16 protein-coding genes are annotated in these 16,136 nt (G+C 46.6%); 2 read left to right on the top strand and 14 right to left on the bottom strand.

Going from position 1 to position 16,136, the window contains the following annotated elements:
- Window positions 1-172: 172 nt before the first annotated feature.
- The 5 genes from ACESPQ_RS05235 to ACESPQ_RS05215 form a co-directional block, all read right to left on the bottom strand.
- Entirely contained in the window at window positions 173-2,752 is a 2,580-nt protein-coding gene (locus tag ACESPQ_RS05235; RefSeq protein WP_373144029.1) for a heavy metal translocating P-type ATPase, read from the bottom strand.
- Between the two features lie 81 nt (window positions 2,753-2,833).
- Window positions 2,834-3,460, bottom strand: a complete 627-nt coding sequence (locus ACESPQ_RS05230; RefSeq protein ID WP_373144028.1) for a class I SAM-dependent methyltransferase — start codon at window positions 3,458-3,460, stop codon at window positions 2,834-2,836.
- Between the two features lie 40 nt (window positions 3,461-3,500).
- A complete protein-coding gene (locus tag ACESPQ_RS05225; RefSeq protein WP_002608168.1) occupies window positions 3,501-3,860 on the bottom strand; it encodes an ArsR/SmtB family transcription factor in 360 nt (119 codons plus the stop codon).
- Window positions 3,861-4,121: 261 nt separating this feature from the next.
- On the bottom strand, window positions 4,122-5,276 hold the full coding sequence (locus ACESPQ_RS05220) for a glycerate kinase (protein ID WP_373144027.1): 1,155 nt from the start codon (window positions 5,274-5,276) through the stop codon (window positions 4,122-4,124).
- Entirely contained in the window at window positions 5,277-6,623 is a 1,347-nt protein-coding gene (locus ACESPQ_RS05215; RefSeq protein WP_373144025.1) for an alanine/glycine:cation symporter family protein, read from the bottom strand.
- Between the two features lie 112 nt (window positions 6,624-6,735).
- On the opposite strand from ACESPQ_RS05215, the gene ACESPQ_RS05210 reads away from it, so the two are divergent.
- On the top strand, window positions 6,736-7,269 hold the full coding sequence (locus tag ACESPQ_RS05210) for a DJ-1 family glyoxalase III (RefSeq protein ID WP_002608165.1): 534 nt from the start codon (window positions 6,736-6,738) through the stop codon (window positions 7,267-7,269).
- 197 nt (window positions 7,270-7,466) lie between these two features.
- Here ACESPQ_RS05210 and ACESPQ_RS05205 read toward each other — a convergent pair whose 3' ends face one another.
- Window positions 7,467-8,354, bottom strand: coding sequence for a GNAT family N-acetyltransferase (locus ACESPQ_RS05205; RefSeq protein ID WP_373144024.1), 888 nt, complete (start codon window positions 8,352-8,354; stop codon window positions 7,467-7,469).
- 225 nt (window positions 8,355-8,579) lie between these two features.
- Between ACESPQ_RS05205 and ACESPQ_RS05200 the strand changes: the two genes are divergently transcribed.
- On the top strand, window positions 8,580-9,524 hold the full coding sequence (locus ACESPQ_RS05200; protein ID WP_002608163.1) for a magnesium transporter CorA family protein: 945 nt from the start codon (window positions 8,580-8,582) through the stop codon (window positions 9,522-9,524).
- Between the two features lie 837 nt (window positions 9,525-10,361).
- On the opposite strand, the gene ACESPQ_RS05195 is transcribed toward ACESPQ_RS05200, so the two are convergent.
- From ACESPQ_RS05195 to hisH, 8 genes are all read right to left on the bottom strand, one after another.
- Window positions 10,362-10,982, bottom strand: coding sequence for a DUF308 domain-containing protein (locus tag ACESPQ_RS05195; RefSeq protein ID WP_002608161.1), 621 nt, complete (start codon window positions 10,980-10,982; stop codon window positions 10,362-10,364).
- Window positions 10,983-11,125: 143 nt separating this feature from the next.
- Window positions 11,126-12,163, bottom strand: coding sequence for a YeiH family protein (locus ACESPQ_RS05190; protein WP_373144023.1), 1,038 nt, complete (start codon window positions 12,161-12,163; stop codon window positions 11,126-11,128).
- Window positions 12,164-12,369: 206 nt separating this feature from the next.
- The gene (locus ACESPQ_RS05185) at window positions 12,370-13,221 is read right to left on the bottom strand and encodes a helix-turn-helix domain-containing protein (RefSeq protein WP_373144022.1); all 852 of its coding nucleotides are present in this window, start codon (window positions 13,219-13,221) and stop codon (window positions 12,370-12,372) included.
- A gap of 171 nt (window positions 13,222-13,392) precedes the next feature.
- Window positions 13,393-13,716, bottom strand: coding sequence for a phosphoribosyl-ATP diphosphatase (hisE, locus tag ACESPQ_RS05180; RefSeq protein WP_022300528.1), 324 nt, complete (start codon window positions 13,714-13,716; stop codon window positions 13,393-13,395).
- A complete protein-coding gene (gene hisI, locus ACESPQ_RS05175) occupies window positions 13,713-14,039 on the bottom strand; it encodes a phosphoribosyl-AMP cyclohydrolase (RefSeq protein WP_154411044.1) in 327 nt (108 codons plus the stop codon). The genes hisE and hisI overlap by 4 nt, the downstream gene beginning before the upstream one ends.
- Window positions 14,036-14,797 carry an imidazole glycerol phosphate synthase subunit HisF gene (gene hisF, locus ACESPQ_RS05170; protein ID WP_022300526.1) on the bottom strand — a complete coding sequence of 254 codons (762 nt, stop codon included), beginning with the start codon at window positions 14,795-14,797 and terminating at the stop codon, window positions 14,036-14,038. Before hisF ends, hisI begins: the two co-directional genes overlap by 4 nt.
- Window positions 14,797-15,516 (bottom strand): 1-(5-phosphoribosyl)-5-[(5-phosphoribosylamino)methylideneamino]imidazole-4-carboxamide isomerase, encoded by a 720-nt coding sequence (gene hisA, locus ACESPQ_RS05165; RefSeq protein WP_002608155.1) that lies wholly within the window; start codon window positions 15,514-15,516, stop codon window positions 14,797-14,799. The genes hisF and hisA overlap by 1 nt, the downstream gene beginning before the upstream one ends.
- Complete coding sequence (gene hisH, locus ACESPQ_RS05160; RefSeq protein ID WP_002608154.1) at window positions 15,513-16,136, bottom strand: imidazole glycerol phosphate synthase subunit HisH; 624 nt, start codon at window positions 16,134-16,136, stop codon at window positions 15,513-15,515. Before hisH ends, hisA begins: the two co-directional genes overlap by 4 nt.

Raw genomic sequence — 16,136 nt, 5'->3', positions numbered from 1 at the left:
AACAGCAATCAGACACATTGAAACGCTGCGTCTTCCCCTTTCACTGTCATATGTATGGATTATTACTTATCACTTTCCTTCCTGTCAGAAAAAAGCATCTGTGAAACACAGCAAAAGAAAAGAGGCTTCTGTTTCCAAAAGCTTCTCTTTCTATGCAATACAAACAGTTAGATTATCGTATCTTTAAAGCGCGCATGGAATTCAGAATGGCAATCAGTGTCACACCGACATCCGCAAACACCCCCATCCACATATTTGCCATGCCAAAGGCTGTTAAGATCAGGATTACAACCTTGATTCCCAGAGAGAATACAATGTTCTGCCATAAAATCTGCATGGTTTTTCCTGCGATGCGGATTGCAGTGCTCAATGCGGAAAGATCATCCTTCATCAAGACGACATCCGCAGCTTCGATTGCGGCATCACTTCCAATGCCTCCCATCGCAACACCGATATCAGCTCTTGCAAGTACCGGCGCATCGTTGATGCCATCACCGACAAAGGCCAGCTTGCCATGCTCACTCTCCTGCTGCAGCAGCTCTTCGACCTTCTCCACCTTATCCGCAGGAAGCAGCTGCATGTGAACCTCATCCAATCCAAGAACGGACGCAACATGCTCTCCCACCTTATAGCGGTCACCGCTCAGCATAACACATTTCTTAACACCGCTGCTTTTCAAAGAAGTAATGGCTTCCTTACTGGTTTCCTTGATTTCATCATCAATAACAATATAGCCCTCATATGTGCCGTCAACGGCGATATGCACGATTGTTCCTAATGCATCATTTTCTTCATAGGTGATACCGTTAGCCTGCATCAGCTTGTAATTTCCCACCAGCAGCTCATGCTGATCCAGCTGTACATGAATTCCGTTCCCGGCAACCTCTTCATATCGGCTCAGTCTTTCCGTATCGATCGTCTTTGCATATGCCTTGCGAATGGAAAGTGCAATCGGGTGAGTAGAATAATTTTCCGCATAGGCTGCCATTTCCAGCAGCTCATCCGCACTGCGCTGTATGGCATGTATCTGTGTTACTGTAAATACGCCCTTTGTCAGAGTTCCGGTTTTATCAAACACAACCGTATCAATATCCTTCAATGCCTCCAGATAATTGCCGCCTTTAATCAGTATGCCGGATTTGCTTGCTGCCCCGATTCCGGCAAACATGCCCAGAGGAACACTGATAACCAGTGCGCACGGACAGGACACAACAAGGAAGGTCAATGCCCGATACAGCCAGTCGGCGAAGACGGCATCCGGTATAAACAGCATCGGCAGCACAACCAGTGCGATTGCCAGAAAGACAACCGTTGGCGTATACACCTTTGCAAAGCGTGTGATGAATTTTTCCATCGGTGCTTTTTTACTGCTCGCATTCTCCACCAGCTCCAGAATACGCGATACGGTAGATTCCCCATACTCCTTGCTGACCTCCACCTTCAGCACACCGCTTAGATTGACGACGCCTGCAAGTACCTCATCCTGCACACCGACATCTCTTGGAAGAGATTCTCCTGTCAGAGCCGAGGTATCAAGAGAGCTCGTTCCTTCAACGATTACACCATCCAGCGGTACCCGCTCACCCGGCTTGATCACAATCAGATCATGAAGGCCAACCGCCTCCGGTGAAACCCTAATCTCTTTTCCATCCTTCCACAGATTGGCATAGTCTGCACGGATATTCATCAGCGAGGAAATCGATTTTCTGGAACGATTCACTGCATAGGACTGAAACATCTCCCCGATTTCGTAAAAAATCATAACAGCAACCGCTTCCTCATAGGAGCCGATGGCCAGTGCCCCGATGGTCGCAACACTCATCAGGAAGTTTTCATCAAAAACCTCCCCCTTCAGTATATTGCGCAGTGCAATATAGACCACCTTACCTCCTGCCATCACATAAGCAGCCAGAAACAGCCATACAGACCAGGACTGTGCTTCCAATACAACAGCTGCCGCAAACAGCAGGATTCCCAGATACAGCCGTGCATTTTCCTGGAAGGAAAACATTCGGGAAGGCTTTTCCTCTTCTGTAGATTTCTCCAGCTCAACAGTCACACCGTCCTCCAGGGTAGGTATAACCGCCATAACCGCTTTGATGGTTTCCTCGCTGCGGCTTGCATCCTGCAGCTCAACAAACAGAACACCCTGTGAAAAGTTCATGCTGGTATCCCTTATATTGTCCATCTTGCGGACATATGCTTCGATTTTATTTGCACAGTTGGCACAATCGAGATTTTTCACATACAGCTTGAGTGCTCCCTGTATTTCACGATCCTCATGTGCTTCATGAGCATGGTCATGCCCGCAGCCACAGCCTTCATGATGATGGTGTCCGTCATTTTCATGTGCATGTGAACCATTGCAGGCTTCGTGGTGATCATGTCCATCCGTGTGTGCGCAGGCACAGTCTGCATGGTCGTGATGATGCGCTTTTTCGCAGGTACAGTCTTTCTGTGCAGGATGGTGTTCCTCTGCTTCGGGATGTCCAGCTTTCCCGCTTGCCTCCTGCTTCCCGCCAGAAGCTGCCTTTTTATCATCCTTACGCCGCAGGATTACATCCGGTTCAATCGCCTGCACCGTTTCTTCGAGCACAGCTTCAATCCCCTCATGCTCCATATCCACAAACATCCGTTTACTAACAAAATCCACCGAGCATTCCTTCACACCCTTGATTTTTCCTACATGCTTTTCAATCTTCATTGCACAGTTAGCGCAATCAAGCTCATCCAGTATATATATGCGTTCCATATGCTGCCTCCTTACCTTATAATTACTTGTGTTATAATCTCTTCTATATAAAATTTTACAAAAGCTTTATGCTCCACGTTCCTAAACATTCCCGCGTTTTGCACGAATACAATAGGATTTTTTCTTTTTCACTTCATAAACCTCAATAGACGTATATCCGTTATGCTTCAATGCCGCTTTCACATCCTTTGATTCGTATAGCTGAAAGCCGTATCCACGTAGGGGAAGACGTGACAGAAAACGCTTATCATAGAAGGCCAAAAGCAGCGTACCCTGCGGCTTGAGTATACGTGCTATCTCACACAGCCCCTTGCCCAGTGATTCCCAGAAATAAATCGTGTTAATGCTGTATACCGTATCCATACAGGCATCTGCAAATGGCAAGGATTCGGCACTGCCCATAGCAAGCTTCATATATCCCTGCTGCAGGCTTGGCAGCAGCTTCCATTCCACCGCAGTCATACAGCTTTCACTGATTTCCGTCCCATAAACACTGCGGCAGCCCTTTTTCAACACTCGCTTCAGCATGTTCCCGTTTCCAAAGCCGATATCCAGAATACGTCCCTGCAGCGGCAGCTCCTTTAAAACCCGGTTATACTGTGCGCGATTCATAATATTCATTACTCGCGTTGCACAGCGTCCGCCAAAGCCGGTTGGCCTGCGAAACTGCGACACTATCCTGCAAGGATACAGAATTCCAGAGGTCATAGGCTGTGCCTTCCTGAAACAAAACCTTTTCGACAGCATATCATCCCTCCATAATATGGGATAAACCTGCATCAAATATGAGCTGAATATGTTCATCATCCAGAGAATAGTAAATATTTTTCCCGCTTCTGCGGTACTTTATCAGGCGATTCTGCCGAAGAACGCTCAGCTGATGGGAAACTGCGGAGTGTGTCATTTCCAGCAGCTCCGACAAATCACATACACATAGTTCTTCCTGAAACAGCGCACTCAGTATTTTCAGTCTTGTCGGATCCGAAAACATCTTAAACAGGGTACCCAGATTCTGAAACTGCTCCTGACTCAGCAGAGTATCCTTTAATCTTGCAACGGTATCCGTATGCACCTCTGTTACTTCACATTCCATAGCTTCCTTTATCATTTGATTTCCTCATTTCCTTTAACATATGAACATCTGTTCATATGTATTATATGTGAGAATCCGCATTTTGTAAATAGAAAAATAAAATCTTTTTAAAATCATAAGACTGCAAGCCGAACGGACACAATGTATTACAGACGCACAACCACCAGATTCACTGCCTGTTCGCTATGCTTTATCCTATACCGGTTCAAAAACGAAAGAAGCGCTCCATAGATTTACAAAACCGCAGAACCATATGACCGTGAAAAAAAGAACAGATCATCCTCTGTTCCCGTTGATGCGATTCATGTAATACATAACCGTTTTCATTACCCCATAGGTGGTGGCTGTCAGCTTATCCGGAGCATTATCCAATGCCTGCTGAAACGTCATTGCCCGATCCGCTATACTGTATATTCCGATAAATCCAAGATCATAAAGCTCCTGATATCCGATTCCCAAGGCACCGCTGATACAGATACATGGCTTATGATGGCGGTTGGCAACCTTCAGGATTCCCACCGGAACCTTTCCAAACATCGTCTGACGGTCACTTTGCCCTTCTCCTGTAATCACAAGATCACAATCCTTCACCTGCTCCTCCATGTCACTGAAGGATAGCAGCAGTTCAATGCCGGAAATCATGTTCGCATGTAGGATACCGATTAAAACAGCACCGATGCCCCCTGCCGCTCCTCCGCCGTCAAAGGAATCAATATCCACATGCAGATACCGCCGCACCTGATTGCGGAAATTTTCCATTCCCAGATCGATTTTACGAATCTGATTCGGGAAAAAACCCTTCTGTTTTCCGAATACATAGGTTGCCCCGTTTTCTCCCAGCAGATGATTTTTCACATCACAGGCCGCAATCAGTTCAATACCCTCCAGCTTGTTCAGCCGATTGAAATCAATATAGCGAACCTTTTCCAGATTCATCGCCTGCGGTGAAAGATATTTATGGCAGCTGTCATAAAACCGGCACCCCAGTGCCTGCAGAAGACCCATTCCGCCGTCATTGGTTGCACTTCCGCCCAAGCCGATGATAATTTTCCTGCAGCCCTGTGCAGCCGCATCCAGCATAACCGTTCCTACACCGTAGCTGCTGCCGAAAAACGGTGCGCGCTTATCCCGCTCATGCATATTCAATCCTATGATATTTGCTACCTCAATCACTGCTGTTTCACCATTCTCAATGATTGTGTACTCACTCATGATTTTCTTTCCATAAGCATCCGTGGTACTTACCGGCTGTTTCCTTCCGTGACAGGTTTCATGAAATGCCTCCACTGTCCCTTCCCCGCCGTCACCAATGACATAGGATGTTGTGATAACAGCATCATCCACCTGTCGAATCCCCAGTTCAATACGTTCGGCAACCTCTCTTGAAGTCATACAGCCCTTGTAAGAATCACAGGCAATTACAACCTTCATCTAATCACTCCCATGTTCTTCCAAATACTCTTTCGTTAATTTTACCACAACTCGGCATAAAATTACCAGAGAAATCAGGTTGGGTATCGCCATGAGTCCGTTCAGCGTATCCGCAACATCCCATACGAATGTCAGCTGCAGCTGTGCTCCGAAAACCAGCAGTACCAGAAAAACCCCCTGATAGATATACAGCATCAGTTTTCCCTTAAACAGATACCGTAAACACTCCCGCGCATAATAATACCAGCCGAGAATGGAGGGAATCGCAAAGGCAACAATGGAAAAGGAAAATATGATACCGCCGAGGTGACCGAAGCCGGAGGTAAAGCAGGCAACCGTTAATGCCACCCCCTCCATCCCGCTGTCGAGCAGTCCACTGGTCAAAATCATCAGACCGGTAATCGTACAGACGACAATCGTATCGAAGAACACCTCAAAGATTCCCCAGAACCCCTGCTCGATTGCATTGGCATGAGAAACGCAGGCATGGGAGATCGGTGAGCTTCCCATCCCCGCTTCATTGGAAAATACGCCTCTGGAAATACCGAAATGCATGGCCCGGCTGATGACAAAGCCGCCGATACCGCCAACCCCGGCCATGGGACGCATAGCATCATACCATACAAGTCCCAGTGCCTGCGGCAGCGCATCGGCATGCAATACAATCAGATACAGACACGCGGCAATATAAAGCACGGAAATCACAGGAATCGTAATTTCATTAAACCGCATGATAAGATTTCCCTTTCCGAATATGATCCAGGCAATAAAAAGCGCCATGATGAGACCTATGCTCCAGGAAGGTATGGAAATATAAGATGTGATCGTATGTGCAATCGTATTTGCCGGTGTGACATTCCCGATACCAAAGGATGCAAAAATACAAAGCACGGCAAACAAAATACCGAGAAAGCCCATATGGCAGCCGTTCTCCAGTGTTGTCATCGGTCCGCCGATAAAGGTGCCATCCCGTTCCCTCGTACGATAATGGATGGCAAGCACAACCTCTGCATATTTGGTCATCATGCCGAAGATGGCACTGACGCACATCCACAGCAGTGCACCCGGACCTCCCATCGTCAAAGCCGTTGTAACCCCCACCACACTGCCGACTCCCAGCGTCCCTGCCAGTGCAGTCGCTACAGCCTGAAAGGGAGTAACCCCGTCCCCCTTATCACCTTTTCCCAGGGAACCCAATGTTTTGCGCAGAATCAGCCGTGCATGGGTAAAAGGAAGGAATCTGGTACGCAGCATGAGCCAGAAGCCCGTAAACAATAAAAAAAAGATCATGTACTTTCCCCATACGACCGCATTGATTTGATCATTCATCAGCATCAGCTTATCCATAACCTCACACTCCTGTTATACTATATTCTTATACCTCTATAAAAAGAATGAAATACAGGGAAGTGAGCAGGAAAAAGGTGATATAATGGTGTCGTTAAGGAGGTCTTGCATTATGAATGTTATGTGTATAGTAACGGATGGATTTGAAGAGCTGGAGGCTGTCGGTACGATTGCACTGCTTCGAAGAGCAGGTATCAGGATTGATGTCTATGCGATTGATCATACAGCAGCAACCGGACGCTTTGATATTACCATCAGCAATCTGGCAGATGTTAAGGATGTGAATACGGCAGACTATGATATGCTGTTTCTGCCGGGCGGTCCGCATTATCAGAAGCTGGAAGCCGATGAACGTGTGCTTTCCATTTTAAAGGATTTTATGGATCAGGGAAAGCTGGTGAGTGCAATCTGCGCAGCACCGACCATTCTAGGAAAACAGGGTTATCTCAAGGGTAGAAAATACACCTGTTTTACAAGTATGAATGAGGATTTCGGCGGAACGTATGTGGATCAGTATGCGGTAATTGATGGAACAATCATCACCGGAAGAAGTGCAGCCGCTGTGATTGATTTTGCCTTCGCCATCATTGAAAAGCTGGAGGGAAGGAAAAAGGTAGAGGAAGTGAAGGCATCGATTTATTATTAACATATTACGGATTAAAAAAGCTTGTACCTGCGCAAAGCTGCAAAAAATAGGCGATTTCTTGTTTCGTCTATTTTTTTTATTACATAGATATGCATACGAAGGGATGATACGCTATTCTTTTTATATACTACCTTAATGCGTGTCTGTACAACTACCAATCAAATTACTGTAGCAGTTCAAGGCTTACACAAAGCAGGCTACTGCTTCATCGCAATGTACTTCACCATGAGCTGACACGGATTCCATTCATCCCACAATGGCAGCACCTCCAGCGGACAGAACCCCATTCTTTCATAAAAGGCGTAGGTTTTCAAATAATCGGGATCCTGCACCTTAGGAGATAATGTTTTCACCTGCAGATACTGCATTGCCGCTTTTTCTACCTCCTGTTCTGCCATCCGCATCAGTCTCGTACCGATTCCCATACGATGCAGCTGCGGAAGAATACCCATAACATAAACCTCCATCGCCTTTGGACTGGTCTTTTTTAGTGACAGAAAGCCAACCATGTAATTCTTGAAATAACAGCCGACGGTTTTCATCTCCCTGCTTTTCTGTACATATTCCTCCAAAGCATCCGGTAGACCAAACCATTCCGGAAGCTGCTTTAATACTGCACGCGAGTCATCGGGATTACAGCCGTCAAAAAGCTCATATCGAAGACAGCTTTTTATAGCCATATGAAAAAGGAGCGGCTGAATTGCCGGATATGTCAAGGCCTCTGGGAGCGCAGTCATGCACCTTACCTCCGCAATTTCACTCTGCGGCAGCTCTTTGAAGGAGGAAGCCTCTGCCTGATACAGCATGCCGAAGCTTTCCTCACCTGTTTCATTCACCCGTGTTTTGCCTTCAACCGAATACACACAGATACGCTTCATACGGGCATCTGCGATTCCCGTTTCCTCAAGCAGCTCTCTTTGGGCACAGGCATCAATGCTTTCCCCCGCTTCCCGATGTCCCCCGGGCAGCTCCCATGTATCACGTTCCCTGTGGCGTACAAACAGCCATCCACTCCTGCACCACACAGCAATCACGGCAAACCTCAGCTTTACATCCTGTACAGAATCATAAAATCGAACCTTCATATCCCATTCATCTCCTCATTTATCCCTATTGTACCATATTTCTGCCAAATTTCTGATTTTTCCTTCCCGCACACACTCCCACAATTCTATTTTTATGTTATAATAGCTAAGTTGAGAAAGAAGGTGTTTGTATGTCTCCTGAGCCCGAAAGTCCATATCGAAGTTGTATAAATCAAAATACAGGAGGCGTATCTACATCCCTCCTGTAAGAAGGAGGTCTTTTTTATGTTGGAATTTTACAAGACATATGGAACTGTCACAAAAAAACTGGAACAGCCGGAACCAGGCTGCTGGATCAGCGCTGTTGCGCCTACACAGGAAGATATTGATTTCCTGACAAATAAAATCGGCGTGCTGCCGGAGTTTATCAAATCTTCACTGGATGAAGAGGAAAGCTCCCATATCGATTATGACGATGATGAAAACCAGACCCTGGTGATTGTCGATTACCCGAGTGCAGAGGAAGATGACAATCTGGATGAAAATACCCTGCTGTATACCACGCTGCCACTGGGTGTTGTTATCATGAAGGGCTATGTGATTACGATTTCCCTGTATGAGAATCTAAGCATCGAGGATATGGCAAACGGTAGAATCAAGGGTATGAATACCGATATGAAAACCCGTTTTCTATTGTTGCTGCTGCTTCGTATATCTCAGCGTTTCCTGATTTATCTGCGCCAAATCGATCGGATTTCCTCCCGTACCGAACAGAGGCTACACCAGTCTATGAAAAACAAGGAGCTGATTCAGATGCTGGGTCTGGAAAAGTCTCTGGTCTATTTCAGCACCTCACTGAAAACCGATGAGGTTACCTTAAACAAAATCATGCGCGGAAAGCTGATCAAGCTGTATGAAGAGGATCAGGATATTCTGGAGGATGTACTGATTGAGATTCATCAGGCGATAGAGATGTGTAACATTTACTCCAACATCCTTTCCGGAACAATGGATGCCTTTGCTTCCGTCATTTCCAACAATCTGAACATCGTGATGAAAATTTTGACGGTAATTACCATCGTCATGGCAATCCCGAATATCATTTTCAGTTTCTATGGCATGAATGTCAGCGGATTGCCTTATCCGGAATGGTGGTTCCCGACAGTCATTGCAGCTGTGTGCTGTATCATCGCAACTCTTATCTTCAAGAAAAAGGATATGTTTCACTAACAGAACATCACGTTCTGTTTTTTTTGTATTTCCGCACCATGTACGTTACAATATACAAAACGAGGAGATAACCTATGAACAATCCATGGACCGATATCGAACTACAGACATATGAAGCACATATGCAGGATACGGATGAAGGCTTTGTATCCGACTCCCTGTATCTGCATTCCTTTGCCGTATGAAACACCATCCATGAACAGCTGCAGAAAGTGGAGCTCACGCACAGTATGCTGTCTATTGAGTATTCTCTGTCGAAACGCATGATATACCCCCTGCCAAATGGAAAAGCCCTGCTTAGACTGGATTATTTGCGTTTATAACCGATTGAAAAATACGCTGCCTTTATGTAATTCAGGGAGAGCCTGTAAAGCGCTGATTTTTTTCGTACTCCTTACTTCTCCCATTACATTTCTTTCATCCATAAAAACGACCTGCAGGATGTACCCTGCAGGCTTCTTTTATTTCATACGATATGCAGATAGAATCAGTCTCCTATCCCTTCTCAGTCAACCTTTTCACAGGAATCCATACCTCACTTCCATTATCAGCATAACCTCATCCTCATCCGGTGTATACCACACAATGTACATGTTCGCCGCGATATCATATCCCTGATTTTCCTGCAGCCATGCTGAGAAAAGCTTTGTATTTACGGCCTGCAGTGCACCATGAACTTTACCCAGGTAACCTCCGGTATCGTCAGGACATGCATATCCGCAGGTACCTCCGTACCCTAATACGCTTCGGCAATCATACAGCGGAAGCAGCCCTCTTTCGTCAATCTCTGCTTTCCTTTGTCCGAATTGAAAAAAGCGATGCTTCCACCGCTTTTTATCATACCATATTATCTTTTCCGTCGATCACTTCATGTGCAGTGGCTTCCTGATTGGAAATATCCAGAATCTGTTCACTGTGACGGCCATAGCGTCTGGCAACACCGCGATAATACAAAATTGTATAGAAATTCGCAATGGCATCCAGAATCAGCAGAAAGCTGAATAGATTATGCAGTGTCTTTTCCTCGAAGGATACCAGTATCAGCACCATTCCCATAAGCAGCGGGACTACGGCAAGAGCCAGATGAATCTTCCATTGTGCATCCTCCAGGCGAAACAGATTCATGGAATACTGCAGACGCAGTGTCGCATCCAAAACCACCAGAGCGGAAATAACGATAGGATAATTATCTACAATCAGATATGGCTTAGTGGCAACGATCAGTCCTGCTATGCAGTATAATACCCCAAAGGAAAAGCTGAATTCATTCGGCTTCATATATTCTTTTTTAAAGAAATATACAAGAATCTGAAACAAGCCTACCAAAATGATCACAATCCCTGCAATCTGGAAGAAATTCAAGAATTTCTCCTTTTCAATCGTATAGGATAAAATGGAAAATATCATATAAAAAATGGAAAGAATCAAAAGCTTCCAGTTTTCAATTTTCAAATTCATACAACGGCCTCCTCATATAGCTGTTCTTATCATATCATATTTTTCCATAATTATCCGCAAGAACATGAATTTCATGCCTTTTCAAATGTACAAGCCTGTCCGTAAAGGCACATGAGAAAAGCTGTTTACGCTATTGTAATTCCTCACCAGATGCCCAGCAGCCTCTGCATGAGCAGGGATATCAGCGTGATACCGACCCAGCAGCAGAACCCCATAAAGATAGGCCTACCACCGTTTTTTACCAGCTTTACAATATCGGTATGCAGACCGACTGCCCCCATCGCCATAATGATAAAGAACTTGCTCAGCTCCTTTAAGGGCAGGAAGATATCCGGGGATATATGCAATACATTCGTAGAGACGGTCGTTATGACGGAGGCCATAAGGAAGTAAAGAATAAATACCGGAAAGATCTGTTTCCATGCAAGCTTTTTCCCCTCCCTTTTCTCCTCCTGCTCCTCTTTTCGCATTCTTTGAACACCCAGAAACAGCGTAATCGGTATAATGGCAAGGGTACGCGTCAGCTTGACAGTAACCGCCTTATCCAGTGTGGCAGAGCCTAAATGAAACATGCTGTCCCAGGTTGCTGCGGTTGCTGTTACGGAGGAGGTGTCGTTCACAGCGGTGCCCGCAAACACGCCGAAGCCCTCACTGCCATGAAAATGCAGCAGTGTTCCCAGCCATGGAAACAGAACGGCTGCCAGAATATTAAATAGAAATATCACAGAAATGGCCTGTGCCACCTCTTCGTCATCCGCCGCAATGACCGGGGCAGTCGCTGCAATCGCGGAGCCTCCGCAGATGGATGAGCCGACTCCCACCAAAGTGGAGATATTTGCCGGCATATGAAGTCGACGCTTCAAACCGTAAGCAATGACGAGGGATGTCGTGATGGTTGCCAGAATGATTGGGAGCGACTGCTGTCCTGTTTTAGCAATAACGGACAGATTTAAGCCAAACCCCAGTAAAATGACTGCATACTGCAGGATTTTCTTGGAGGTGAAGGTAATGCCAGCCTGCAGGGCTTCCTCTTTTCTAATGCGAAATGCCAGCAGCATTCCAATGAGGATGGCAAATACCGGCCCTCCGATAATGGGAATCCATTGCCCCAGCAGAAGGGCAGCAGCGGCAATACCAAAGCATACCAGCAGTCCCTTCCCCTTTTCTTTTATAAAAATCATACGGCTCTCCTTTTCTCATTTTCTGAATCTGCGCCTTCCAGCATGACATGCAAGGCAGCTATGTCAGTATACGATACCTTTTCCAAAAAATGAAATTATAAATATTTATGTCAACATAACACGATGTTATCTCGCTTATTTACAGCTGAAGGTATAAAAAAAACGCATTGTGAACTAGTGTCCGACAGCGTTTTCATTCCCCTCATTTACTTTAAAACCGGTATACAGTATTCTATACGGGCGATTCCCTGTTCATTTTCTTTTCCGTATTTGACGATATCCATACAGCAGTCCGAACGAAGCCGGTATGCACTTTTGGGCAGCCAGTTCTGATAAATATCCTGTGCAAACGGCTCCATAGAGGTCTTTGGATCTGCGCAAAAGGAAAACACAAGATAGGCTCCTGTCGGCAGGATTCTATGCGTCAGCTTCTGTCTGTGCACCCGCTCAACTGCTATACCTGCAAAATATTGAAAGCAGGGCTGACCGGCATCCATATCGGCATCTGTATAATCATGGATACCATACACTACCGAATCCTTTTGCGGATTTGCTTTCAGATACCGGTTGCATTTGCGATGACATTTACCAATCACATGAAAGCCGTGTCTGGTATCTGCACCATAGCCCTCCAGCTGTATCTCTGTCCAGTGCTGTACTTCCATATCCAAATGCATATGGTTGATATCCGGCTGCTGATGAAGCTGCAACGGCTCCTGCAGCACATAGGCATTCTTCTTTTTCCGAAAGGCATTCGGAGTTGTGCGATACAGCTGCAAAAACGCCTTATGAAATGCCCGCTGGGAGAGATAGCCGCAGGCGGAGGCGATTTCCGCAATACTTAAATCGCTTTGTACAAGAAGCAATGCCCCTTTGGATACCTGTCTGCGCCGCACATAGGCATGCAGCGGCATACCGCATATTGCCGTAAACATTTTATGCAGATGGTAGGGGGAATAGCCCGTATAAGCAGCAACCGTATCCAGCGTCAGCGGTTCATTCAAATGCTCCTCGATATAGCGCAGTACAGATTGTATAATCTCCTGATTAGTCCTCATATGAATCACCTCGTACATAGTATACCAGAAGAACTTCCTTAATACCGTTCATCATTTTTGGCATCCGTTCTTTCACATCCGCTATGAGACATATATTGTCCCTGCACCATACCATATATAACAGCTTTCTGTGAATAAGAACCAAAGGAAAAGAAAAGCCGACTGCTCGGCTTACAAATGTTCGATCGGCTTTCGCTCCGCCTTCAGGTTATGCGTTTTCTGAGCACGGCGTTCCAGCTCCGCATTGACATCGTCCATGGAAATTCCCTTCTCCACCATCAGTACACTCAGATGATACAGCAGATCTCCTATTTCATTGATCTGATCCTCCTTTGTCTGTGTCAAAGAGGCAATCACGACCTCTGTACATTCCTCTCCTACCTTTTTCAGAATTTTCTCCAGACCCTTTTCAAACAAATAGGTGGTATAGCTTCCTTCCTCTTTGTTTTCCTTGCGATCCTTTATGGTTTCATATAATGCATCCAGTTCCTTCATATCTCTTCTCCCTCCATATTCCGGTAAAAACAGCTGGTATGTCCGGTATGGCAGGCTGCTCCCACCTGCTCCACCAGAAGAAGAATCGTATCCTCATCACAATCGATGCGGATATCCTTCACATACTGGTAATGACCGCTTGTTTCTCCTTTGATCCATAATTCCTGACGGCTGCGGCTATAATAGGTTGCACGCCCGGTATCCATCGTCATGCGCAGACTTTCTTCATTCATATACGCCAGCATGAGGACAGCTCTGCTATGCACATCCTGGACAATAACCGGAACAAGTCCGTTTCCTTTATCAAAATTCACCTGTATCATAGCCGCACTGCAATTCCTTTCTCTTTTACATATGCCTTCACCTCGGGAATCGTTACTTCCTTATAGTGAAACATGCTTGCCGCCAGAGCCGCATCACTGGCATCCTCTTCAAACACCTGTGCGAAATGCTCCAGCGTCCCACAGCCGCCCGAGGCGATCACCGGAACATCCACCAGCTCATGCACCGCCTTGCACAGCTCGATATCAAAGCCCTGCTTGGTTCCATCCGCATCCATACTGGTCAGCAGAATTTCCCCTGCCCCCAGACGAACACCCTCCTGTACCCATTCCAGCAGGTCCAGACCGGTATCCTCACGACCGCCGGCAACGTATACATTCCAGCCGCTGCCATCCTCGCGGCGCTTTCCATCCACGGCAAGCACAATGCACTGATTGCCAAACATCGATGCTCCCTCACGGATCAGCTCCTTATTGCGGACAGCTGCAGAGTTCAGCGATACCTTGTCAGCACCTGCCAGCAGCATGTTTCGTATATCCTCCACACTGCGGATGCCGCCGCCTACGGTAAACGGAATGAAGATTTCTCTGGCTACGCGCTCGACAACCTGAACCATGGTATCCCGCTGTTCATGCGTCGCTGTGATATCCAGAAATACCAGCTCGTCCGCCCCCTGCTCATAATAGGCTCTTGCCAGATCGACCGGATCACCGACCTCCTTCAATCCGACAAAATTGATTCCCTTGACGACCTTGCCGTCCTTTACATCCAGACACGGGATGATTCGCTTCGTGTGCATCAGGCTTCCCCGCACAGTGCGATGGCCTGGGACAGGGACAATGTTTCGGCATACATCGCCTTTCCTGTGATTGCACCGTAAATATCCAGCTGTTTCAATGCCTCGATATGCGTGATGTCACGAATACCCCCAGAAGCTATAATATCGATCGAAACCGTTTTCTTTAACTCCGCCAGCATCCCTGTATTCGGTCCTGTCATGGTGCCGTCCCTGGAGATATCGGTCACAATAATCGTCTTTACCCCCATGGCCTCCATCTGAATTGCAAAGTCGATATACTGCAGCTCACTTTCCTGCAGCCAGCCATGACCGCAAACCATGCCGTTCTTGCAATCGATGCCGACGGCGATTTTCTCTTTATATTGTGCGAGTGCTTCCCGCAAAAACTCCGGATTCTCTATGGCTGCCGTTCCCAGAATAACACGCGCAATGCCATGCTCCAGATAAAATCGAACGTCCTCCATACTGCGGATGCCGCCGCCAACCTCAACCGGAATCTGCAGACTCTGTGCAGTTTTCACGATGATGTCCTGGTTGATTTTCTTTCCTTCCTTCGCCCCGTTGAGATCAACCATATGCACATACCGTGCCCCCTGCTGTTCAAATGCTTTGGCGATATCCCCGATACTGTCACCAACACATTCCTTTTGTTCATAATCTCCCTGATACAGCCGCACCGGCTGCTGATCCAGTATATCAATTGCAGGTAAAATGATCATACAAACTCCTCCTTAAACCACCGCAGAATCTGCAGTCCGTCTTCTCCGCTTTTTTCAGGATGAAACTGGGCACCAGCCACATTGTCTCTGCGTACAAGCCCGGGAATCCGCATACCGCCATAGCCGCTGTCTGCCAGCAGATCCTCCTGTGCATAATTCTGTGCATAATAGGAATGTACATAATAGACGAACGGACGCTCACTCAGCCGCTCAAATACACTGGATTTCTGACACTGTTCCAGCAGATTCCAGCCGATATGCGGAATGCGTACCCTGCTTTCCGCAGCATCACTCATTTTCACGATGTTGCCCTTCAAAAAGCCGAGTCCCTTGGTATAGCCGTTTTCCTCGCTGTCTTCAAACAGCGCCTGCATGCCCAGACAGATACCAAGCAGCGGTTTTTTCTTTCCCTGAACCTCTTCCTTTAAAGCCGTAATCAAATCACGCTCCTGCAGATGCTTCATACAGTCCGCAAACGCTCCCACACCCGGCAGAATCAGCTGATCCGCACGCTGTAGGTCTTCCTTTTTATCCGTCACACAGCAGGTACAGCCGATATGCTGTAAGGCATTTTCCACACTGTGCAGATTTCCCATTCCATAATCAAGTATCGCAATCAT

This window comes from Clostridium sp. HGF2 (assembly GCF_964240115.1).
Classification (GTDB): domain Bacteria; phylum Bacillota_I; class Bacilli_A; order Erysipelotrichales; family Erysipelotrichaceae; genus Clostridium_AQ; species Clostridium_AQ innocuum.
Note: the sequence above shows the minus strand (reverse complement) of the source record. Positions and strands in the feature narration are given on the sequence as shown.